This window comes from Luteibacter aegosomaticola, from assembly GCF_023078475.1.
Taxonomy (GTDB): Bacteria; Pseudomonadota; Gammaproteobacteria; order Xanthomonadales; family Rhodanobacteraceae; genus Luteibacter; species Luteibacter aegosomaticola.
On the sequence record NZ_CP095741.1, the window covers coordinates 2610943 to 2632088 of the forward strand.

The 21146-nt window shown below is 65.2% G+C and carries 18 protein-coding genes and 1 pseudogene; 5 read left to right on the top strand and 14 right to left on the bottom strand.

Translation table 11 applies throughout. From position 1 onward, the window contains the following. The 5 genes from L2Y96_RS11415 to L2Y96_RS11435 form a co-directional block, all read right to left on the bottom strand. Positions 1 to 2730 carry a TonB-dependent receptor gene (locus tag L2Y96_RS11415; RefSeq protein ID WP_247325635.1) on the bottom strand — a complete coding sequence of 910 codons (2730 nt, stop codon included), beginning with the start codon at positions 2728 to 2730 and terminating at the stop codon, positions 1 to 3. 276 nt (positions 2731 to 3006) lie between these two features. After that, positions 3007 to 3177, bottom strand: a complete 171-nt coding sequence (locus tag L2Y96_RS11420; RefSeq protein ID WP_247325636.1) for a hypothetical protein — start codon at positions 3175 to 3177, stop codon at positions 3007 to 3009. Between the two features lie 179 nt (positions 3178 to 3356). Then, positions 3357 to 3977, bottom strand: a complete 621-nt coding sequence (locus L2Y96_RS11425; protein ID WP_247325637.1) for a hypothetical protein — start codon at positions 3975 to 3977, stop codon at positions 3357 to 3359. A 168-nt stretch (positions 3978 to 4145) separates the two neighbouring features. Beyond that, positions 4146 to 5132, bottom strand: coding sequence for a dicarboxylate transporter/tellurite-resistance protein TehA (tehA, locus tag L2Y96_RS11430; protein WP_247325638.1), 987 nt, complete (start codon positions 5130 to 5132; stop codon positions 4146 to 4148). Between the two features lie 89 nt (positions 5133 to 5221). Then, positions 5222 to 5563 carry a YXWGXW repeat-containing protein gene (locus L2Y96_RS11435; protein ID WP_247325640.1) on the bottom strand — a complete coding sequence of 114 codons (342 nt, stop codon included), beginning with the start codon at positions 5561 to 5563 and terminating at the stop codon, positions 5222 to 5224. Between the two features lie 70 nt (positions 5564 to 5633). On the opposite strand from L2Y96_RS11435, the pseudogene xth reads away from it, so the two are divergent. Both xth and L2Y96_RS11445 read left to right on the top strand, forming a co-directional pair. Beyond that, positions 5634 to 6476: pseudogene (xth, locus tag L2Y96_RS11440) on the top strand (exodeoxyribonuclease III); the annotation flags it as partial. 106 nt (positions 6477 to 6582) lie between these two features. Next, positions 6583 to 8880: a sensor domain-containing protein gene (locus tag L2Y96_RS11445; RefSeq protein ID WP_247325641.1), complete on the top strand. Its 2298-nt coding sequence runs from the start codon at positions 6583 to 6585 to the stop codon at positions 8878 to 8880. Between the two features lie 4 nt (positions 8881 to 8884). On the opposite strand, the gene L2Y96_RS11450 is transcribed toward L2Y96_RS11445, so the two are convergent. The 4 genes from L2Y96_RS11450 to L2Y96_RS11465 are packed head-to-tail and all read right to left on the bottom strand — an operon-like array spanning position 8885 to position 13501. Continuing rightward, complete coding sequence (locus tag L2Y96_RS11450; RefSeq protein ID WP_247325643.1) at positions 8885 to 9451, bottom strand: TetR/AcrR family transcriptional regulator; 567 nt, start codon at positions 9449 to 9451, stop codon at positions 8885 to 8887. Positions 9452 to 9454: 3 nt separating this feature from the next. Next, positions 9455 to 10912: an efflux transporter outer membrane subunit gene (locus L2Y96_RS11455; RefSeq protein WP_247325645.1), complete on the bottom strand. Its 1458-nt coding sequence runs from the start codon at positions 10910 to 10912 to the stop codon at positions 9455 to 9457. Then, positions 10902 to 12440 (bottom strand): DHA2 family efflux MFS transporter permease subunit, encoded by a 1539-nt coding sequence (locus tag L2Y96_RS11460; protein WP_247325647.1) that lies wholly within the window; start codon positions 12438 to 12440, stop codon positions 10902 to 10904. The genes L2Y96_RS11455 and L2Y96_RS11460 overlap by 11 nt, the downstream gene beginning before the upstream one ends. Then, positions 12437 to 13501 (bottom strand): HlyD family secretion protein, encoded by a 1065-nt coding sequence (locus tag L2Y96_RS11465; protein WP_247325649.1) that lies wholly within the window; start codon positions 13499 to 13501, stop codon positions 12437 to 12439. Before L2Y96_RS11465 ends, L2Y96_RS11460 begins: the two co-directional genes overlap by 4 nt. Positions 13502 to 13943: 442 nt before the next feature. Between L2Y96_RS11465 and L2Y96_RS11470 the strand changes: the two genes are divergently transcribed. After that, positions 13944 to 14690, top strand: coding sequence for a glucose 1-dehydrogenase (locus L2Y96_RS11470; protein WP_247325651.1), 747 nt, complete (start codon positions 13944 to 13946; stop codon positions 14688 to 14690). Between the two features lie 82 nt (positions 14691 to 14772). Here L2Y96_RS11470 and L2Y96_RS11475 read toward each other — a convergent pair whose 3' ends face one another. The 5 genes from L2Y96_RS11475 to L2Y96_RS11495 form a co-directional block, all read right to left on the bottom strand. Then, positions 14773 to 15096, bottom strand: a complete 324-nt coding sequence (locus L2Y96_RS11475) for a carboxypeptidase-like regulatory domain-containing protein (RefSeq protein ID WP_247325653.1) — start codon at positions 15094 to 15096, stop codon at positions 14773 to 14775. Positions 15097 to 15168: 72 nt separating this feature from the next. Continuing rightward, complete coding sequence (locus L2Y96_RS11480) at positions 15169 to 15987, bottom strand: restriction endonuclease (RefSeq protein ID WP_247325655.1); 819 nt, start codon at positions 15985 to 15987, stop codon at positions 15169 to 15171. 162 nt (positions 15988 to 16149) lie between these two features. Beyond that, positions 16150 to 17049 (bottom strand): LysR family transcriptional regulator, encoded by a 900-nt coding sequence (locus L2Y96_RS11485; RefSeq protein ID WP_247325656.1) that lies wholly within the window; start codon positions 17047 to 17049, stop codon positions 16150 to 16152. 14 nt (positions 17050 to 17063) lie between these two features. Then, positions 17064 to 18176: an alkene reductase gene (locus L2Y96_RS11490; RefSeq protein WP_247325659.1), complete on the bottom strand. Its 1113-nt coding sequence runs from the start codon at positions 18174 to 18176 to the stop codon at positions 17064 to 17066. A 36-nt stretch (positions 18177 to 18212) separates the two neighbouring features. Continuing rightward, positions 18213 to 19319 (bottom strand): alkene reductase, encoded by a 1107-nt coding sequence (locus L2Y96_RS11495; RefSeq protein ID WP_247325661.1) that lies wholly within the window; start codon positions 19317 to 19319, stop codon positions 18213 to 18215. Positions 19320 to 19501: 182 nt separating this feature from the next. Here L2Y96_RS11495 and L2Y96_RS11500 point away from each other — a divergent pair, with 182 nt between their 5' ends. Together L2Y96_RS11500 and L2Y96_RS11505 are read left to right on the top strand one after the other, a co-directional pair. After that, complete coding sequence (locus L2Y96_RS11500) at positions 19502 to 20491, top strand: zinc-dependent alcohol dehydrogenase family protein (protein WP_247325664.1); 990 nt, start codon at positions 19502 to 19504, stop codon at positions 20489 to 20491. A 153-nt stretch (positions 20492 to 20644) separates the two neighbouring features. Next, a complete protein-coding gene (locus L2Y96_RS11505) occupies positions 20645 to 21082 on the top strand; it encodes a hypothetical protein (RefSeq protein ID WP_247325667.1) in 438 nt (145 codons plus the stop codon). Positions 21083 to 21146 lie beyond the last annotated feature (64 nt).

The window sequence follows — 21146 nt, forward strand, 5'->3', positions numbered from 1 at the left end:
TTAGAACGAGTACTTCACGGTGACCAGCGCGGTGCGCCCGGCATCGACGATGTCCGAGTTCACCAGGCTATACCGGCCGATGTGCGACCAGTACTGGTACTGCTTGGTCAGGTTGCTGATCTGTAGATCGAACTGCAGGCCGTTATCCATCTGGTAACCGGCATGCAGGTCCACGCGACGGATCGGCCGCAGCCACAGGTCATCCCACGGCGCCCCCTGGTTCAGGAAGTCGTAGGTGGAGATGTACGAGCCGGTGTAGTGGTAGCTGAGGTTGAGCGAGAAGCCGTACTTTTCGTAGAACAGCTCGGCGTTGGCCATCGTCCGCGGCGCCTGCTGCAGGCGCTCGTTCTCGAAGCCGTCGCGGCCCAGGTCCACCCGCGAGTTCTGTTTGGTGGCGTTGACGCTGAAACCGAGGCCGTTCCACGCACCCGGAAGGTTCTCGAACTTCTGCCGCACCGTCGCCTCGATACCGTAGACGCTGCCATCGCCGCCGTTCGTCGGGGTCTTGGTCAACACCGTGCCCACACCCGAGGTGTTCGGGTTCGCCTGGCCACCACCGCTGTCGTAGATGTAATCCTTCAGTTTCTTGTAGTAACTGGTGAGCGAGAAGAAGCCGCCCTGGTCGGTGGTCCACTCCGCGCCGAGGTCCACGTTGGTGGCCTTGATCGGATCGAGGTTCGGGTTGCCACGGGTGATCGTGGTGACGCCGTTCGAAACGCTGATCTGCTCGCCGCCACCCAACTGCACGAACGCCGGGCGGGTATAGCTCTGCCAGATCGAGCCGCGGAATACGACATTGCCACCGGGGCGATAGTTGATGAACAGGCTACCCAGCGGCTCGTTATAGACGGTGTGGTTGTTCGAGAAGTAACCCGGCAGCTCGTTGCCGTCCGGATCCTGCGGCGTGGTCCAGAAGGTGTTGTGGATGGAGGTGTGCTCAAAGCGCACACCGGGGATGATCTCCAGCGGGCCTTCCTGGATCGTGGCCATGGCATAAGCGGCGGATACCGCTTCGGTGCCGCGCATCGTGTCGCAGTTGAAGTTGTTGTAATCGAGCTGGCTACACGTATCCAGATCGGACGGCTGCACGTGGCCGGCGATGAGCGCCGCCACCGCAGCGCGGCTCACGTCAGGTGTCACCCACGGGTACTTGCCCGGGAAGATCTGGCTGTAATCGCCCTTGAAGATGCCGAGATCACCGAGCGTCGTGGTGCCATCGTTGATGCCCGCCGTGGACCAGTCACGATTGGTGAATTCGCGCGAGCTGTCGCTGTACTTCACGCCGAACTTCACGTTCTGCACCGGGCCGTCTTCGAAGTCATAGCGCAGGTCGAGCTTGGCGCCACCGCGCTTCTGCCCGGAGCGGATCTTGGTGACCTCGCCATAATCATTGGCGTACATGTTCTGGATGTTGTTAACCGAGTTCAGCAGCGCCGGGGTAAGCACCGGATACGGGAAGTGGCTGCCGCCGTAGCTCAGGAGCGAGCTCTGGTTGTAGGCGAAGTTATCCTGCGAATACTTGTCCTCGCGGCCATCGATTTCCACGTGTTCCGGGCGGTCGTTGCGGCCGATGCTCCAGAAAACATTGGGCGAAATCGTCCAGCCGCCAGCCGTCTTGTCTGCACCCAGCTGGATCGTGGCCAGGTCAGCGCGCTCGGGGTTGGTTTCGAACCAGAAGCGGTTGGCGATGCGGCCGATATTCGGCGTGTACACACCGGGCGTGGCGCTCGGTACGTAGGTGACATCCTGGGGCAACAGCTGGTTATACGTGGTGTTCTGCTCAGTCAGCGCATAGGCGTACGATGCCTTGGCGTAAGCATGCAGGGTCGGATCCACGTTCCAGTCGAACGACATGTTGCCGCCGTAGCGGCGCTCGAAGCCCGAGGCGATGCCAACGTTGGTGCCGATGCTGGTGAGGTTGTGCTGCGGATCGTAACCAGCGGCGCTGCTACCATCGGCATTCGCGTGCAGGAACGCCCATGAGCCGTCGTTCGAGGCGCTTTCCGCCGCGCCGATCTCGCTATTGGCGATGTTGCGGTAGTCGTAGTAACCGCTGATATAGAAGCCGAACTGTTTCTCTTCACCGAATTTCTTCTGCAGTTCACCGGCCAGGCCACTACCGAGGCCACTGCCGCCGTAATCGCGGGCGCGGCTTTCCACGCGGCCGCTGGCCGTCACGCTTCCGCTGAAATCCTTCTTGAAATCGAAGGCACTGGGTGTGCGGAAATCGATGGTGCCGCCGATGGCGTCGCCATCCATGTCCGCCGTGGAAGTCTTGTTGAGCACGATGGTCTGCAAACCCGAAGGCGGCAGCAGGCTGAGCTGCACACTGCGGCTGTACGGCATGCCCTGGGCGACGTTGCTGCCGTTCACCAGGTTCACGTTGTACTCCGACGGCAGGCCACGGACTGAGGCGAACATGCCCTCGCCGCGCGCCGCGCCGTCGATGCCGCCGAAGTAGCCGGTACCGGTCGTGGTGACGTTCACGCCGGACATCAGGCCGAGCGCCTCGGCCACGTTATGCACGGCGGTATTCTGCAGATCCTTGGCGGACAGCACGTCCACGGTGTTCACCGAGTCCATGCGGATGCTCGTGGCTTCATAGCGATTGGCCACGACGCTCAGCGCCTTCATCTGCACGGCCTTGTCTTTCTCCGCCTTGTCCTTCTCGCTCTTGGCCGGTGGATCGGCCGGCGCCGGCGCCTGCTGTGCAAAGGCGTTCGACCCCATCAGGCCGAACGCCGTACACACGGCAAGAACAAGCGTTTTCTTCGTCAGAACATGATTGGTACGCACAGGTCACCCCACCCCGAAAGTGTCGTTAGCAGACAACACGTAGCCCTCCGCCACGCGATGCGGAACATGCTGACCAGCGACCTTTCGAGAACCTGTAGGAGTGCGCTTGCGCGCGATGGATTCGCCGCAAGGCATGGATCGCGTGCAAGCACGCTCCTACGAGGGCTGCGAAGCCCTATGGCAAAAGGATGGGCCGATCAGGCGAACGGATCAGCGGGTGTGGCGCGGCGGCGAATAGCCGGCAAGCGACTTGCCCCGCGAACGCAGGGCGCTGAGCTTGGCGCGGGAGAGGATCGGCTGGCCGTCGGCCTGCACGAACGGGAACGACGGCTCCGCTAAGGCGCAACCCGGATTCGCTGGATTGGGAGTGCGGTGACGCATGATGTCCCGTTGCCGATCGCGAGGTGCACCGCCTGCATGCCCCATGCATGCATCGCGGAAAGCACGGCACGTTATCGGTAACGCGCCGGCTGGAGAGAGATATAACGCACCCTAAAATCCCCGTCAACAAGCGGATTTAGATCGATTTTTCCGCTGCGGCGCAGCAATGGCACGCCGGATCAGAACGCTGCGTTCCACCCGAGGTTGATCCAATGCGATGGATGCCGGCTTCGCTCACTGCCCGCGACAAGATCAAGACTCGACTCGCCGAAGGCCAGGCGCACACCGCCCTGGTCGGTGATCGTCTTGCGCGTCCACATGCGTTCGACAAGCAGCGTCCAGCGGGTGGTCAACGCGAAGTCGAGCCCGAAGCCCAGCAGGCTGTGCGTGGATTCGCCGCGCACACGATCCGCGCCAGCGTTCAGCGCAACCATAAACCGGCGCGCATCGTCGAGGCCGAAGGTCGTCGCGACATACGCCTGCACGTCATCCCGGCGACCATGCAGCCAGGTCGCTGCCGTCGCCACGGCGACGCCCACGCCTTTGTCGTCACCGTTACGCAATTGCCATTTGATCGCGGGATTCACACCCGGACCGTAGATGCCGTGTCCCGTATTGAGCGTGACACCGAACTCGACGGGGCCGACACCACAGGCGGGCACCGTATAGAGACCGTTGCTCCCGTGCGACCACTCGCGCAGCCAGGACTCCAGCTGGCACTTGCCATCGCCTGCGACGGACGCGTCGTCGACGTTATAGCTGCCGCCCTCGGCGCGCACCTGCGTACCGAAAAGAAGCACGCTTGCAGACGCTAGCGCGCAGCGAAAAAAAACGCCGCGGCGAACTCGCATTCGGCGCGGCGCATAAAGCCGGCATCTGGGGGATATGGGCGATGCCGGAGTCAGCGTAGCGGCATATCGGAGCATGTCTTTAATCCGTTCGGCATATTCGCGATATGCGCATTTCTGTCATTTGGTAGCCTGCACTGGCGCGCTCTGCGCGACCACGGCGGGCGGTAGCAACTTATCCTGCGCCGCCCGTATGACAGTGCCGATAATGATGATCGCGAGGGCGACGTTCGTGATAACGAACAACACTGGCGCAAGCTCCGCGATGGCGCCGGTAACGCCGCGCGAAGTCATGCCGATCGCCGTCCCGGATAAGGCGGTAAGGCCGAACGTAAACGCCCAGTAGCTCGGTGCGAACGGCTGCTGCATGATCCACGGCAATAAGCGAATCATCAGGAACAACTGCACGAGGCCGTAACCCCACGCCGCCTGCACCAGTAATTCCGGCGCACCTTCCGTGTTGGCAAGCCACGCCGCCACCGCGACAACGGGCGGCGCAAGCTGGATACCGAGCGTGGGCCGCAACGCCACCGGCAACGCTTGTGCATGGAACAGGCGGTTCACGATGACCGATTCGAGCGCGAGCCACGCGAATACGCCGGCGCCGAAGAACAACACGCCCCACGACGGGTAGCCAAGCGTACCCGCGGTAATGGCTGTTATGAAATTACCCGCGACCGATGGCAGATAGATCACCGGAGTCACCGTGGTCACTTCGCGGCCACCCTGCAGCATGTCACCGACGCGCCAGATGCTGAAAAGCACATGGCCCGCGCCGCCCACGATGAGTGCGACCACAGCGAGTGCATGCGCGTGGGGCGCCAGGACGACACCCATCAATGCCGTGGTGGAAGGCACCAACCCGATGAAGCAGCACTGCACCGGATGCTTCGCCTCCTCGAGCGCCGCATCGCGATGGCCTAGCCACTTCACGGCGTAGCTCAGGATCAACACAGCCCACACCACGAACGCCACGGCCATGATCGTCTCACCGATCGCGGGCGGCACGCCCCACAGGCGAGCGGCGTTACGCCAGTTGCCGCCCAGGCCGACGAGGCCCAGGACCATGCCAAAGAACGATGCGGGAATCGAGCGGCGAAGCAGCATGGCAGGCCTCATGGGGGCAGAAAGCGCCCACTATCTTGAGGCCGCCGGGGGGCGTCTTGGCAAATGCCGTTATGCGGTCATCACGGCGATCAGTCCTTCACCCAGAGGCCGGCGTGGAATACCCAGCGCCCCTTGCGGTTCTCCCAGAACGGGTGGACGTAGTGATAGCCCTCACGGACACGCTCCCAATGGCCGCGCACCGGCTCGTAGTCATGCCCGTCCCATTTCCAGTAGCCGCGAGCCCAGACCCAACCGACTCGCTCTGCGGGCTCATCTTCGGTCGGGTGCTGCGGGGGCTCGTGGTCCACGACCACCAGGGTTTCGTTGCGCGCGAGCTTCGGCTGCGGGGCGCAAGCGGAAACCGTCAGGGCGGCGGCCATGGTGAGGAGGGACAGGACGGGCGAGAGGCGCATAGGGATCTGGGAAGGCATGGAGTGAGAATAAAACCAGCCAACGCTTTCCCGTCCATTTCGTTACATCCCCGCCTCGCCGTCATTCGGCATGGATTCATCCATCCTCACCGGCCATCGACATGCGCGGCCAGAGAGTACAGGCATGAAGATCGCCACCTTCAACGTCAACGGGATCACCGCCCGCTTGCCGCACCTGCTGGAGTGGCTCGAGCGTGAGCAACCGGATGTCGCCTGCCTGCAGGAACTCAAGGCCCAGGATCGCGCTTTTCCCCTGCAAGCGATCCACGACGCCGGATACGGAGCCGTATGGTCCGGGCAAGCCTCCTGGAATGGCGTCGCCATCCTTTCCCGCGGGGAAGACCCGATCGAAAGCCGGCGCAGCCTGCCGGGCGATGACCGCGACGTGCATAGCCGCTACATCGAAGCGCTGGCGCACGGCGTCCTCGTAGGCTGCATCTACCTGCCCAACGGCAACCCGCGCCCGGGACCCAAGTTCGACTACAAGCTCGCGTGGTTTGAACGGCTTATTGCGTATGCGAAACCCCTGTTCGAAACGGGCTACCCGATAGTCCTGGCCGGCGACTACAACGTCGTCCCCACCGACCACGATATCTACGACCCAAAAAACTGGCGGCGCGACGCCCTCCTGCAGCCAGAATCCCGCGATGCCTATGCCCGGCTCCTTGCCCAGGGTTGGACGGATGCGCTGCGGGCCATGCACCCGGACGCCCACATGTATACGTTCTGGGACTACTTCCGCCAGCACTGGCCGCGCAACCGCGGCCTGCGCATCGACCACCTGTTGCTGTCCGCGGATCTGGCAAGACGGCTGAAGAACGCGGGCGTGGACCGCTGGGTTCGCGACCTGCCCAAAGCCAGCGACCACGCGCCCACGTGGGTCGAATTGCGTCCTGACCCCGGCGCGAAGGCACGGCGCTGAACCGTCACCGGGCGTCGTGTCACATATCCGCCAAAAAAGCGAAGCACAGCCCTTCGGGGTTTGCTAGATTCGCCCCAACACGGCCACCAGCACGTCCATGCCCCACGAGCGCCACGCACGGCTCACCCGTCTCGTCGATCGCAGTAGCAAGGCCAGCGTGGCCCTGGTGGTCCTCCTGACGCTCGCGGGCGTGGGCACCGGCCTGGGCCTGCTGGCGACCCAGCGCGTGGTCGGCAAGCGCTACGAGGTGCTGATCGCGACCCAGTCCATCGCCCAGGATGTCCATGACATGCGCGTGGCCGTCGGCGCGTGGGTGCTACGCGACGACCCCAATGCGGCCGCGGGCTGGCACCAGGCGATCGCCGCTGCTCATGAGCATGTCGCCACGCTGCAGGACAGCCTCGGCACCGACGCCCATGAACGCACGCTGGTGACTACCCTGCAACGCAGCCTGCAGGAGCGTGTGGACACCGCCGCCCCATTGCTGGCCCGCTCGGCCGCCAACGAGCGGGCGCGGCGCATCGAAGAGCTGATGGGTGCCGACTACCAGTCGCGCAACGACGCGGTGGCCCGCGACGTGCAGGCGCTGGCCATGTACGAGCGCTCGCGCCTTCAGCGCGGGCAATTCCGGCAGGGCCTGGTCCTTTCGATCGCCGGCGCTATCCTCATTGCCCTGGTCGCCTGGTCCGTCGTCACCTTCCGTCGCTCCCGGCGCATGGTGCGCAGCCTGCTGGACGGCTGGCGCGATGCCCTCGACGCCACGGAGCGCGGGCGCGGCGAACTCCAGGCCTTCACTGATGCCGCACCGCTGGCCGTCTTCCACGTCGACGCCATGGGCGTACCGCAATGGCAGAACGCCCAGGCAAACGCGTGGGTCGGCGCCCGGACCGGTCCAGACGTCGCCCGCTTCATGCGCGAGAACATTGAAGACACCGACCAGGAGCGCGTCATCGACGCCTGGCGCCGGCTCGTCACCACCGGCGAGCGCTTCGAGCAGGTCTTTCGCTTCCGCGGCACGGATGGCCTCACCATCTGGGCGCATGCCCACGCGACGCCGGTCAAGGCGGCGGGCGCCACCAACGGCTTCGTCGCCGTGCTGCAGGACATCACTGGCGCCCGCATGCTGCAGGAGGAGCTCGACCAGTCGCGCAAGCGCCTGCGCCGCCTGACGGATTCCATTCCCGCCCTGATCGGCCGCCTTGACGATACGGAGACCTACCGCTTCGCGAACGACACCTACCGCCAGTGGTTCGGCGAAGCGGCGCCGCGCGTCGGCCAGACCCTGCGCGAGTTCGTTGGCGAGGCGAACTACCAGCGTCTTGTGCCGCGGCTCGCACGCGTACGCAACGGCCAGACGGTGCGCTTCGAGATGGACCAGATGAAGCTGCATGGCAAGTACTTCACGGGCGACGTGACGTACACGCCCGAGTTCGACGATGGCGGGGTGTTCCGTGGTTTCTATGTGATGGTCACCGACGTCAGCGAACGCAAAAGGCTGGAAGAGAGCCTGTTCGCCGCGAAGGAACTGGCCCAGGTCACCCTGGATTCGATTGGCGATGCGGTGCTCACCACCGATACCACCGGCACCATTACCTTCCTCAACCAGCGTGCGGAGTCCCTGCTGCTCCGGCCGGCCATGCGCGCCCGCGGGATGGCTATCGAGTCGGTAGTGCAGTTGCGTGACCGCCACGACCAGCCCAGCGAGAGCTCGCTGATGCGGGCGATCACCGAAGAGCGCACCGTCGATATGCTGCAGCCACGCCAGCTCCTGCTGGCGGACGGTACGCGCCTGGATATCGAAGACGTCGCCGCGCCAATCCGCGATCGCGACGGGCACGTCGTCGGCGGCGTGCTGGTCTTGCGCGATGTGTCCGTCGCCCGCGCTGTCGCCGACCGCATGCGCCATCTCGCCGAGTCAGACACGCTGACCGGCCTGCCCAACCGCATGGTATTCGAAGAGCGCCTGAAGGCTGCCCTCGCCCACCTCAAGGCCGGCGACAGCCTCGCCGTCCTTTACATGGATCTGGATGGGTTCAAGGCAGTTAACGACATCCATGGCCATGCCGCCGGTGACGAACTGCTCCGCCAGTTCGCCGAGCGGCTGATACGCCGGACGCGCAAGGCCGACACGGTGTGCCGGCTCGGTGGCGATGAGTTCGTCGCCCTTCTCGCGCCGCCCATCTCGCTGCGCGAGGCGATGGTGCGCGCCGAAGACTTCGTGGACGCGGCCAGCCAGCCGTTCTTCTGGAATGGCCTGCCGCTGCACGTGACGGTGAGTATCGGCATCTCGACCGCGCCGCAGCACGGCGTGGATGCGATCGCGCTGGTCCGCCGGGCGGATGATGCGCTTTATGAGGCCAAGGCTAGTGGGAAGAATAAGGTGGCTGTGCTTTGAGGTCCTACAAAAGCGATAGTGCGGCTTGTTTGCCGGAGGCAAGGATTTCTTCGGACATCGCGTTGTCCTTGGTCGCACGGGCCATTTGCAGCGCACCGTTGATCAGGGCGTAGAGCGCGATCGCCTTACCCCGCGCCTCGCTCGCGGGCAGCCCCGGCCATTGCTCGGCAAGGCGGCTGACCAGGCGGTCCATGCCTTCGGCGAACGCCTCCCTGACCGGCTCGGAGCGCCGGGCCACATCCGCCACCAGCGTCGCGATGGGGCAACCCGCCTGGGGATTGTCGCGATGGCGGGTCGAGAGGTACGACTCGATGTACGCCTGCGTGCTTCCACCCGTGGCGATACGCTCGTTGAGGAAATCCAGGCGCTCGGCCATGGCATACGCCACGACCTCGCGCGCCAGGTCTTCCTTGGAACTGAAGTGGTTGAAGAAGGCGCCGTTGGTCAAGCCGGCGCCCTGCATCACCGAGGCGATGCCCTCGCCTTCAAACCCGCGCTCGCGGAAATTCTGCGCCGCGACCTCGATGATGCGCTGGCGGGTCTTTTCTTTGTGGTCTTTCGCATACCGCATGATTCACCTCGATACATCCGCCACCTTGTCGGCTGGCACATCCCAACCGCCACCGAGCGCCCGGAACGCACTGACCGCAGCACGCGCATCGTCAGCGCGTACGCGCGCCAGCAGGTCACGCGAGGCCAGTAGCTGGCGGTCTTCGTCCAGCACTTCCAGCAAGCTTACGGCACCGCCCTTGTAAGCATCCTGTGCCGCGTCACGTGCGCGCGTGTGCGCGGCCACTTCGTTCTCAAGCACCGCATGCTGCGCCTCGAGCTGGGTGAGCGCCACGATCGCATTCTCTACGTCCTCGGTCGCCTTCAGCATCGAGCCACGATACGTCGCCAGCGCCTCGGCATTCGCTCCGCGCGCCTGCTTTACCTCGGCATCGACGCGGCCGAAGTCGAAAAGACGCCAGTGCAGGCCCAGCGCCCCTTGCGACTGCAACGCCGAACCGGTGAACAGCTTGCCGCTATCGAGCGAGGCGAAGCCGAGCAGCCCGGACAACGAGACCTGCGGATAGTACTGCGCCAGCGCCACGCCGATGCGCGCGTTGCTCGCCGCCAGCGTGCGTTCGGCAGCGATCACGTCAGGGCGGCGGCGCAGGAGTGACGCGGGGCCACCCGCGCCAGCCACGCTCGGGATATGGAAGCCTGCCGGCGCCGAGGCGATCTCTCGCGCGTAGGTGCCGGGCGCCGCGCCCATCAGGACATCGAGGCGGTTGAGCTGGGTATCCAGCTCGGCCTGTAGCGGTGGCACCGTCCCCTGCGCCTGCAGGAGCAGCGCTTCTGACTGGGCGACTTCCCGCTCGGTCCCAAGGCCATGCAGGAAGCGAAGGCGTACCAGATCGACCAGACCCTGCTCGTTCTGGATCTGCTCATTGGCAATCGCGATACGGGCCTGCGCGCCGCGCACACGGAAATAGGCATCCGCCGCCTCGGCGGCCAGGGTGATCCGCACGCCCGCGTGCGTGGCCTCCGCCGCCTGCCATGCCGCATTGGCAGCCTCGTCACCGCGACGCAGGCCGCCGGCAAGATCGAGCTCCCAGCTCGCGCCGACGCCAGCATCTTCATAGGTCTGGTTACGGTCGTAGTTCGGCGTCGCGCTGGCGAGCTTGCCAAGCGGGCTGCGTTCCGACTGGCGCAGCCGGGCCGCATTCGCATCGAGGCTACCCTCCGGAAGACGATCAGCATGGGCATGCTGGGCAGCGGCACTCGCCTGCTGCACGCGCGCGGCCGACGCGGCGAGGTCAAGGTTCTGTTCGAGCACCCGGCCGATGATGGTGCTGAGCTCCGGGTCGTCAAAGCCATGCCACCAGGCTTCCAGGCCCGGCGCGGGCGCTTCGGCCACGCGGTGATCCAGCGCGTCCTGCTGGTGCCATGTCGATGCCGCCGGCAGGCTGGGCTTCACGTAATCGGGGCCCACCGTGCAGCCGGCAAGTAGCGTGGTGAACATCAGGGGGAGCAGTTTAATGCGCATCGGCGGAAGGACCTTTCGGGGGCTGTACCTTGCGCATCAACGGCACCATGGCGGTGGCGAGCACAAAGCACAACATGATGGAAAAGAAGGCATCGCTGTAAGTCATGGTCTGGGCTTCGCGATAGGTGAGTTGCCATAGCTGGCGCAACGCCGCGCCCGAGGCCTGTGCCGCGCCGTCCATGCCCGACAACAGGCTGTTCATGGCTTCGTTCGCGGGAGTCAGGTGCTCGGCCAGGCGCTGGAAATGCAGGTTGGTGCGGTCGTTGAGGATCGTGGCGCACGCAGCAATACCGATCGCGCCACCCAGGTTGCGCATGGTGTTGAACAAGCCCGAGGCATGGCGAAGGCGCGCCGGCGGCAAACCGCCCAGGGTCAGCGTCACCACCGGCGGGACTGCGAGCTGCTGCGCGGCGCCGCGCAGGGCCTGCGGCAACAACAGCTCCGTGCCGCTCCAGTCGTGCGTGATCGGGGTGAACTCGAACATGGAGATGGCGAATAGCGCCATGCCCACCATCATCAGCCAGCGCAGGTCCACGCGATTGGCCAGGAAGGTGTAGACCGGGATCGTCAGGATCTGGAACACGCCGGTGGAGAACACCGCCTTGCCAATCTGGAAAGCGCTATAGCCTTCCACGCGCCCCAGGAAAAGCGGCGTCAGGTAAATCGTCGCGAACAGGCCGATACCGGTAACGAAGGAGAAGAACGAGCCGAGCGCGAAGTTGCGGTCCTTCAGCGCGCGCAGGTCCACCACCGGGTGCTCGGCGGTGAGCTCCCGCCAGATGAACAACACGCCGGCGATCATCGTGGTCCACGCCGTGGTCCGGATGACACTGTCTTCCATCCAGTTCCAGCGCGGCCCCTCTTCGAGCGTGTACTCCAGGCAACCCAGGAACACGGCGATCAGCACGATGCCGGCCCAGTCACCCAGCTTCAGCAGCCCCAGATCGGGCTCATCGATCTTGACCAGTGCAGGCACAGCCACGGTCACGAAGATGCCCGGCACCAGGTTGATGAAGAACAGCCAGTGCCATGAATAGTTATCGGTGATCCACCCGCCAAGCGTCGGCCCGAGGGTCGGCGCCAGCGACGCGAGCGCGCCGATCGTGGCCGCCGCGATGACGCGCTGCTTCCCTTCGAAGAAGACGAACGCCGTGGTGAACACCATCGGGATCATGGAGCCGCCGATGAAGCCCTGCGCGGCGCGGAACACGATCATGCTCTGGATATCCCAGGCGATGCCGCACAACAGGCTGGTGAGCGTGAACCCGGCGGCAGATACCGCGAACAGCCAGCGCGTCGAGAACACGCGCGAGAGCCAGCCCGATAGCGGGATCACGACGATCTCGGCGATCAGGTAGCTGGTCTGCACCCAGGCCGTATCGTCGGCACCCGCCGACAGGCCGCCGCCAATATCGCGCAGCGATGCCGAGACGATCTGGATATCGAGCAGCGCGATGAACATGCCCACGCACATGCTGGCGAAGGCAAAGATCTTCTGGCCCGGGGTAAGGTGGGCAACGGGGCTCATGGCGCTTTGGTATCAATCGTGGCGGTGACCGAGAGGCCCGGACGCAGCACGCCAAGATCGCCATCCTTGCCATCCAGCGTGACGCGCACGGGCACGCGCTGCACGATCTTGGTGAAGTTGCCCGTGGCGTTTTCAGGCGGCAGCACGCTGAACTGCGCGCCCGTCGCCGGGGCGAGCGATGCGATGTGCCCATGGAACGGCTGGCCGGGCAGGATATCCGCGCGCACCTCGACGGCCTGCCCCACCTTCATCCCGGCAAGCTGGTCTTCCTTGAAGTTGGCGTCCACCCACAAGCCATGCGCAGGCACCACCGCCAGCATGGGGCTACCGGCGGAAACGAAGGCACCGACCCGCGCACGGCGATTACCGATCGTGCCATCCACGGGCGCCCGGACTTCGGTGTAGGAGAGGTCGAGCCGGGCGCTATCCGCCTGGGCGCGTGCCTGAGCCAGAGCCGCTTCGGCCTGGCGCTTCTGGGTGTCGATCACATCGAGCTGGCGGCGCGCGGCTTCGACCGCGGCGCCAGCCTTCTGACCATCGGCGGTCGCGGTCTGCGCCGCGGCACGCGCACGCTGAGCCGCTTCCACGGACACGGCAGCCCGGCTGACGAGATCGCCGTAACGGGCATCGTCGAGGTGGGCCCGGTTGACCTCCGCATCTGCCGCCGCCTTGGCGGCCTCAGCCTGGTGGATCACGCTTTGCTGCAGGGCCGCTACCGCATCGAGGTTGCGCAACGCCGCCTCCTGCGCGGCCACGGCCGCATCTGCCTTGGCGGCGGCAGCGCGGTAGTCGCGGTCATCGATCCGCACCAGCAGGTCGCCCTTGTGCACCGCCTGGTTGTCGGTCACCGCGACGGTCTGGATATACCCCGCCACCTTGGAGCCGATCACCGTGACATCGCCACCCACGTAGGCATCGTCGGTGTCCTGGATAAAGCGGCCCGTGGTCCACCAGTGCGCGCCATAGGCCAGCACCCCGGCAAGGACGACCACGCCGGCGGCGAGTTTGAGCGGTTTGGCACGCCGGGCCGGAACGGCGGGCGAATCGATGACAGCGGACACGGGAGCACCCTTCAGTAGTTGAATTATGCTCGTACGTTTATGAGCGCCCGGACAGGAATCAAGGGGGCAGGCAAAAAAATAGTTTCATCCGGGCGAAAAAAAGCGCCGTTCCGGCTGATGGACCGGACGGCGCCAGGCCTGGCGATGGGGGATTCCGGGGGGACGCCAGGCAGGTTCATCGTGCCCGCCGGAGCACCATGCGAAGCGTGACGGCCGTCTCGCTTTCCCCGCGCCACCGTTTCTACATAGCGGTAAGTCCGGGTGGCACACCGCATAAGGAATTCTTGAACCCGAAGCTACCTATGAGTGCTTGAAAGTGCTCATCCGTGACGATCAGTCAAAGCTGATTTTCCGCGCGAGGTATCACAGCGCCTCGTGGCCGGCCCCAGAGATAGCGGCAGGCGGCTCATGTCGAGCCGGCCGTACCATCAAGGGAAACGCCATGAGCAAGCTGAAAGACAAGGTCGCCATCGTTACCGGCGCATCGAAGGGTATTGGCGCGGGTATCGCGAAGTCGCTGGCAGCGGAAGGCGCCAGCGTCGTCGTGAACTATGCGTCCAGCAAGGAAGGCGCAGAGAAGGTCGTCGCCGAGATCAAGGCGGCCGGCGGCAAGGCCGTGGCCGTGGGCGCCGATGTGAGCAAGGAAGCCGATGCCGGCAAGCTGGTCTCTGCCGCGATCGAGAACTTTGGCCGCCTGGATATCGTGGTGAACAACTCGGGCGTCTACGAGTTCGCACCGGTCGAGAACAACACCGAGGCAGTGTACCGCCGCATGTTCGACACCAATGTGCTCGGCCCGCTGCTGGTGACGCGCGCCGCCTCGCCGCATCTCGGCAAGGGTGGCAGCATCATCAATATCGGTTCGGCGGTTACCCGCCTGCTGCCGGCTGAAAGCGCGATCTACACCGGCACCAAGGGTGCGCTCGACGCGATCACCGGCGTGTTCTCGCGCGAGCTTGGCCCGCGCGGCATCCGCGTGAACTCGGTTAACCCCGGCATGGTCGAGACCGAAGGCACCCACACCGCCGGCTTCATCGGCTCCGACTTCCAGGGCTGGGCTGAAGGCCAGACCCCGCTCGGCCGCATCGGCCAGGTCGGCGATATCGCGCCGATCGTGACCTTCCTCGCGTCGGATGATGCGGGCTGGGTGACGGGTGAGCTGATTCTCGCTTCGGGTGGTATGCGGTAACTGAGGCAAGTGCATCGCGAGCAAGCTCGCTCCTACAAGAGCCTATGCGCTGTTGTAGGAGCGAGCTTGCTCGCGATCGGCATTAGCCGCCCGCCTCGCACTTATCCTCAGGGCAAGCAAAATCCACCTGCGCACCACGCCCGACGGTGATCTTGATGTTCTTGCGCGTATCGAGCGTCTGCCCCTCCCGCTCAAGCACGACGGTGTACTCGCCCATCGGCAACGGCGTCAGGGTGTAACGGCCCCTGCCATTGATCTCGGCGTGACGCTGCGAGCCGGTGCTGCTCGTGGCGGTGACAGACGCGCCGGCCGGCCCGTGCCCAAAGATGCTGCCGGCCGTACCCTGCGCATGGGCCACCGACGCTGCGACGGCCAACAGGCCTGCGAAGACAAAACGTACTTTCACTTCCCCTACCCCTCTGGTTGCTTACTTCATCATGCTTCCCGGCAGGCCCGTACTACGGGAAGCGCTTTTCAGTTAAGGCGATTGCAGTGCCGGCGTGGTCTTCTCCAGGATCTTCATCGCCTCGGCGTTCTGCCGCTCCCACGCCTTGATCTCCTCCGGTGTCCGGGGGAGGTGGTCCTGCGTGACCGCACGACTACCAGGCACGGTCGCCGCTTGCGGCGTGGCAGCCTCTCTCGTTGCATAGTGCGCGAAAGGCCGCGATTCGGCGGCCGTTGTGGCATGGGACGGGGCGGCGTGCGGCGCCAGGGTCGCCTTGCGAATCAGGTATTGATAAATAAAAAGGCTGGCAACCGTCGCGGCGATGGCCGCGGCGAACATCGCCGCATCCTTTCGCTTCACACCGCTGGCGCGCGCAGGCATGGGCGGCAGGCCTCCCGCGGAAAGAGGCACGGTCACCAGGCCGGTGGTCTGCAGGGCAACCTCATCGATGGGGCCGATCATCAAACGGACGCTCGCACCATCGATCAGCGTGATGCCCGGAAATCGTGATGCGGATTCGATCGCCGCCCGGGTGAACTCACCGGAGGTAACGAGGATGGCCCCCGTCGCACCGGCGGTATGCATGACCCCGATCAGCTCGTGCACCGGATTGTGCGGCACCTGCAGGACATTCCAGTGTTTGCACTGCACGACGAGGAACGCGTCGTCCTTGTAGAGCTTGAGGTCGATGCCGCCATCGGTCTGGCCGGTACCGCGCCCTGTGCCGGTGTGTTCCACCCGGTAGCCCTGGCTGGCGTAGTACGCCCCCACCCGTCTTTCGAAATCATCCCAGCCGACACGACTGAGGGCGTCGGTCCAACGCTCGCTCACGCGTTTCGCGTGGCGGCTCATGCGAAGCACCTGGCGCACACGGCGCACGCGGTATCCCTGACGCGCCTTCCGGCGCCGTGGCAACGATCCATGCTGGCTCCCCTTGCCGGGTGCGGCCCCCTTGGCCGGATACCGGTCCGCCCGATGGTATGCGGCCCGAGGGGCCGTTGGATAGGGGGATGCTTAGCTGCCCGCCGAAACGGGGAACAGCGACGCGGCCAGGTGATCGATGAAGGCACGCAGCCGGGGCGGCATGTGCCGGCTGGACGGCCAGACGGCACGGAAAACGTTCGCATGCTCGATGTGCTCGTCCAGGACGCGCACGAGCCGGTGGTCACGCACGCTGTGCTGCACGATAAAGTCCGGGAGGCAGGTGATCCCCGCGTCGGCTTCGGCCATCTCCAGCAAGGGGGCCAGGGTGCTCGCTGCCGCTGCGACCGGGAGCGCCAGCTCCTGCTCTCCTGTCGCCCGGCGGATAGGCCACGGCTCGAGCTTGCCCGTCGTAGGGTACCGGTGGTGAAGCAAGGCATGGGCTCGCAGGTCCGCCGGAACGATGGGCGTACCAGCGCGCGCGAGATACGCCGGCGACGCCACAAGCACCAGGTGGTACACGCCAATCCGCTTCGACATCAACCGCGAATCCACCCCTTCACCGGTGCGTACCGCTAGGTCGAATCCTTCGTCGACGATATCGACCAGGCGGTCGCTGAAGTCGAGATCCAGTTCGATGTCGGGATAGCGCTGGAGGAAGCTTGCCATCGCCGGTGCGAACAACCTGCCCAGTTGCGGTAGCGTGACCCGCAGCTTGCCTTTCGGCGCGGCATGCTGGCCCGCCAGCTCACTCTCTACCGCATCCACCTCGGCGAGGATCCGGCGGCAGCTCTCCAGCAGGCGCTCGCCCTCGGGCGTGAGCGATACGCTGCGCGTCGTACGGTGGAACAGGCGCACGCCAAGGTGCGCCTCGAGCCGGACAATGGTCTTTCCCACGGCAGAGGCGGACAGCCCCATCCGCCGGCCCGCGTCGGTGAAACTGCGCGTTTCCGCCGCGTGGACGAAGGTGGTGAAGGAACTGAGGCTGTCCATGGTCATGCGCCTTGTCAGGCCGTGGCGGCGGCATATGCAGGGTAGTCGGTATAGCCTACCGCCGTGCCACCGTAGAACGTATCGCGATCGTAGTCGGCCAGCGGCCAGCCCTGCGCGATGCGCGCAGGCAGGTCGGGGTTGGAGATGAAATAGCGGCCGAATGCGACCAGATCCGCCGTGCCCTCTTCCACCAGGCTCGCCGCCGTTTCCGGCTTGAAGCCGCCAGCCGCCACCAGGGTGCCATGGAATACCTTGCGCAGCATGCGAGCGGCGAGCGGGTTCTGATCCTTCGACGCATCCTCCGCGTTACCGAGCACACGCGGTTCGATCAGGTGGAGATAAGCAATGCCCAGCGCGTCCAGCTCGGCGGCGACGTAGGTAAACAGCGCTTCCGGATCGGAATCATGCATGCCACCAAAGCTGCCGCTGGGACCGAGCCGCACGCCCACGCGCTCTTTGCCCCACACCGATATCGCGGCGCGGGTGATCTCGAGCAGGAAGCGCGCGCGGTTTTCGATCGAGCCGCCGTAGCGGTCGCTGCGCTGGTTGGAACCATCCTGCAGGAACTGGTCGATCAGGTACCCATTGGCCCCGTGGATCTCCACGCCATCGAATCCGGCCTGCTTGCCGCGTTCGGCCGCCAGGCGGAACTGCTCCACCATGCCGACGACTTCCGCCTCGGCCAGTGCGCGATGCGGCGAGGCAGGTACCCAGCCGTTCTTCGTATAGGCCACTCCCTCGTAGCCGTCGACGACCGACGGCGCCACGGGCAGTGAACCATCCGGCTGCATGTCCACGTGGGACTGCCGGCCCGCGTGGTAGAGCTGGAGGAAGATCACCCCGCCCTTCGCGTGCACGGCATCGACCACGCGCTTCCAGCCGGGTATCTGGGCGTCGGCATAGATACCCGGGCTGCCGAGGTAACCGTCTCCAGTGGGCGCGACGACAGTCGCCTCGGAGACGATAAAGCCGCCTTGCGATGCGCGCTGGTCGTAGTACGTGGCCATGAGCTCACCGGGCTGGCTGCCAGGCTGCTCCGAGCGCATACGCGTGAGTGGCGCCATGGCGATGCGGTGTTCGAGGGTGTAAGGGCCAAGACGGACGGGTTTGAAGAGTACGTTGTTCATGAAGTGGACCTATGTCGTGATGAGTCAGGGAGGGAATCAGGCCGCCGCGTAGGCGGGGAAATCGGTGTAGTGACGTTCGTTGCCGCCCCAGAAGGCGTCGCGCACATACGGTGTCAGCGGGTAGTCGTGGCGTAGCCGCTCAGGCAGGTCGGGGTTGGACGTGAAGTAGCGGCCGAACGCGACCGCGTCGGCGTCACCCTTGCGCACGATGGCCTCGGCCCCGGTGCGGTCGAAGCCACCGGCCGCGATAATCGGGCCGTTGAATGCTCGCCGCAGGAACGAGGCCGCCACCGGCGCCTGTCCCGGCGCGATGTCTTCGACGCCACTGACGCGCGGCTCGATCACGTGCAGGTAGGCCAACCCATAGGCGTTCAGACGCTCAGCGAAGTAACCGAACGTGGCCTGCGGGTCGCTGTCGGAAATCGCACCCCACGTACCGCTCGGCGAAACGCGCACACCGACGCGATCGGCACCGAACACGGAGGCGAAAGCCTCGACCAGGGCAAGCGGCAGGCGCACGCGGTTCTCGAGTGAGCCGCCATAGGCATCGGTGCGCCGGTTGGTGCCGTCCTGCAGGAACTCATCCACGAGGTACCCGTTGGCGGCATGCAGTTCCAGGCCGTCGATCCCGGCCTCGCGCGCCCGCAGCGCCGCACGGCGGAAGGATTCGACCAGCAGCGGGATTTCTTCCGTACGCAAGGCACGGTGCGGCGACACCGGCACCCAGCCCTGCCTGGTCAGTGCCTGCCCTTCGAACGGCACCACCGAAGGCGCCACCGGCGGGTTGCCATCGGCAAGGTCGGCATGCGACTGGCGGCCGTCGTGCCCCACCTGCATCACCAGCGAGCCACCCCGCGCATGCACAGCGTCGGCGACCTTGCGCCAGCCTTGCACGTGCGCCTCGGTGTAAATACCCGGTGCGCCTTCGTAGCCGCGGCTGTCGTACGACGGGTGGCTGGATTCGGTGATGATCAGGCCACCCTGCGATGCACGCTGGGCGTAGTAATCCACCATCATCGCGCTCGGCGAATGATCCGCGTCAGCGCGAAGGCGGGTCGTGGGCGCATGGACCACGCGGTGGGCGAGTTGCAGCGCGCCGAGCCGGGTGGGTGAAAAGAGTGTCGTGTGGTCGTGGGTCGTCATGGCAGGGAACCTTGGGTTATCCGGAAGCCCGGTGTCGCGCATGGGATGGCGTCAGCGAGCGCGGTTCAGAACCGTCGCCGCGTTCCACACAGTTCGGACCACCAGTGCGCTTTTCTTTGCCCGTCCTGCGCACACCTCTTTGGCATCGCCGCCGTTCGCGGCCAACCCGGAGAGCGCTTTCCATGTCCGTTGTCGTTTTGTTCGAACAGGCCGGTGGGCCTGAGGTGTTGCAGTTCCGCGATATCGCCGTGCCGGCACCCGGCCCGGGCGAAGTCCGCATCCAGGTCAAGGCGATCGGCCTTAACCGCGCGGAATCCATGTGGCGCAGCGACGCTTACGTGGAACCGGTGCGCTTCCCTGCCCGACTCGGCTACGAGAGCGCCGGCATCGTCGAGGCGGTCGGTGCCCATGTCAGTCACGTCCGCGTGGGCGACCGGGTCAGCACCGTCCCCGCGTTCTCACTCAACGACTACGGCATGTACGGCGAGCTCGTGCTTGCACCCGCGCATGCGGTGGTCGCCATCCCGGAGGGCCTGACCTTCGAAGAAGCCACCGCCATCTGGAATCCGTACATCACGCCGTTCGGTGCCTTCGCGGAACGCCAGCGCCTGCAGCCCGGCGAAGTGGTCCTGGTTTCCGCGGCATCCAGCTCCGTGGGCCTCGGCGCCATCGAGATGGTGAACATGCTCGGCGGCGTGCCAATCGCGCTCACCCGTACCAGCGGCAAACGCGATGCCCTGCTCGCCGCGGGCGCCCGGCACGTGATCGCCACGGCCGAGCAGGATCTCGTTGCCGAGGTCATGCGACTCACCCAGGGCAAGGGCGCCGACTTCGCCTTCGAAGCCGTCGGTGGCGCCCAGTTCCCGACCTTGCTGGCCGCCATGGCGCACGGCGGCACGGTGTTCGTCTACGGCGCGCTTGCCGAAGGTGTCACGCCCTTGCCGCTGCTCGATGTGATTCCGCGCGAGCCGGTAATCCGTGGCTACAACCTGTTCGGCACCACGACCGACCCCGTGCGCCAAGCCGCGGCCGTGCGTTTCATCAGCGAGGGCCTGGCCAGCGGGGCGCTGAAACCGCGCATCGCAAAGAGCTTTGCTTTCGCCGACATCGTCGAAGCGCACCGGTACCTCGAGAAAAACGAGCACATCGGCCGGGTCGTGGTGACGGTCTAGCGTCCCATCGGGAACAAGGCTCGCCCCTTGTTTCGCCGGCTAGGGCGAGCCCAACAAGACGTGTAGGACTTAGGCGCTCTTCGCGTCCCAAGCCTTTATGAAGCACACCGACCTGCCACCATCGACGCGTGCTGATGGTGTGGAGAGTCGTACGTGGCGGATGGCGGACTAGGTTGGATTCTCGGAAATATCGCACTGCCACTGGCTGCGCCGTTGGTGCTGGTCAGTCTTGTCCATGGGCTGGCCGATGCCAGACACAAGCGGGATCTATCGCCGATGCGACTCATCAAGGATGGCCAGCTTTCCTGGGCCGCGCTGCTGTTCGCAGCCGCGGCCCTTTACGAGAGAGATGAGGCGCTACAACGGTTTAACCACGAGAGCTCAGGCTTCGCGACATCTCTCGCTGCGCTCATGCTGGTCTTGAACGCGATCGTTCCACTATGCGGTTTGATATTCCCAACCGACATGTTGTCCGTTCGTCTCAAGACACGAGCCGTGCTTACCCATTACAAATTGCTCCTGTGCTCTTCCGCTTTCGCGGCGATGAGCGCTTTCTGCTACTCAGGCGTCCATTTCGGCTGGCTCTACTAGGAGGCTCCATGCAAGCACCCCACACCCATCCTTCTGCACCCCACCGCGACATGCCCAACTGGCT

Coding starts and splice junctions, on each gene's coding strand:
- L2Y96_RS11415 (WP_247325635.1), bottom strand. CDS start 2,730: ATGGGGTCGAACGCCTTTGCACAGCAGGCGCCGGCGCCGGCCGATCCA.
- L2Y96_RS11420 (WP_247325636.1), bottom strand. CDS start 3,177: ATGCGTCACCGCACTCCCAATCCAGCGAATCCGGGTTGCGCCTTAGCG.
- tehA (WP_247325638.1), bottom strand. CDS start 5,132: ATGCTGCTTCGCCGCTCGATTCCCGCATCGTTCTTTGGCATGGTCCTG.
- L2Y96_RS11435 (WP_247325640.1), bottom strand. CDS start 5,563: ATGCCTTCCCAGATCCCTATGCGCCTCTCGCCCGTCCTGTCCCTCCTC.
- L2Y96_RS11445 (WP_247325641.1), top strand. CDS start 6,583: ATGCCCCACGAGCGCCACGCACGGCTCACCCGTCTCGTCGATCGCAGT.
- L2Y96_RS11450 (WP_247325643.1), bottom strand. CDS start 9,451: ATGCGGTATGCGAAAGACCACAAAGAAAAGACCCGCCAGCGCATCATC.
- L2Y96_RS11455 (WP_247325645.1), bottom strand. CDS start 10,912: ATGCGCATTAAACTGCTCCCCCTGATGTTCACCACGCTACTTGCCGGC.
- L2Y96_RS11460 (WP_247325647.1), bottom strand. CDS start 12,440: ATGAGCCCCGTTGCCCACCTTACCCCGGGCCAGAAGATCTTTGCCTTC.
- L2Y96_RS11470 (WP_247325651.1), top strand. CDS start 13,944: ATGAGCAAGCTGAAAGACAAGGTCGCCATCGTTACCGGCGCATCGAAG.
- L2Y96_RS11480 (WP_247325655.1), bottom strand. CDS start 15,987: ATGAGCCGCCACGCGAAACGCGTGAGCGAGCGTTGGACCGACGCCCTC.
- L2Y96_RS11485 (WP_247325656.1), bottom strand. CDS start 17,049: ATGGACAGCCTCAGTTCCTTCACCACCTTCGTCCACGCGGCGGAAACG.
- L2Y96_RS11490 (WP_247325659.1), bottom strand. CDS start 18,176: ATGAACAACGTACTCTTCAAACCCGTCCGTCTTGGCCCTTACACCCTC.
- L2Y96_RS11495 (WP_247325661.1), bottom strand. CDS start 19,319: ATGACGACCCACGACCACACGACACTCTTTTCACCCACCCGGCTCGGC.
- L2Y96_RS11500 (WP_247325664.1), top strand. CDS start 19,502: ATGTCCGTTGTCGTTTTGTTCGAACAGGCCGGTGGGCCTGAGGTGTTG.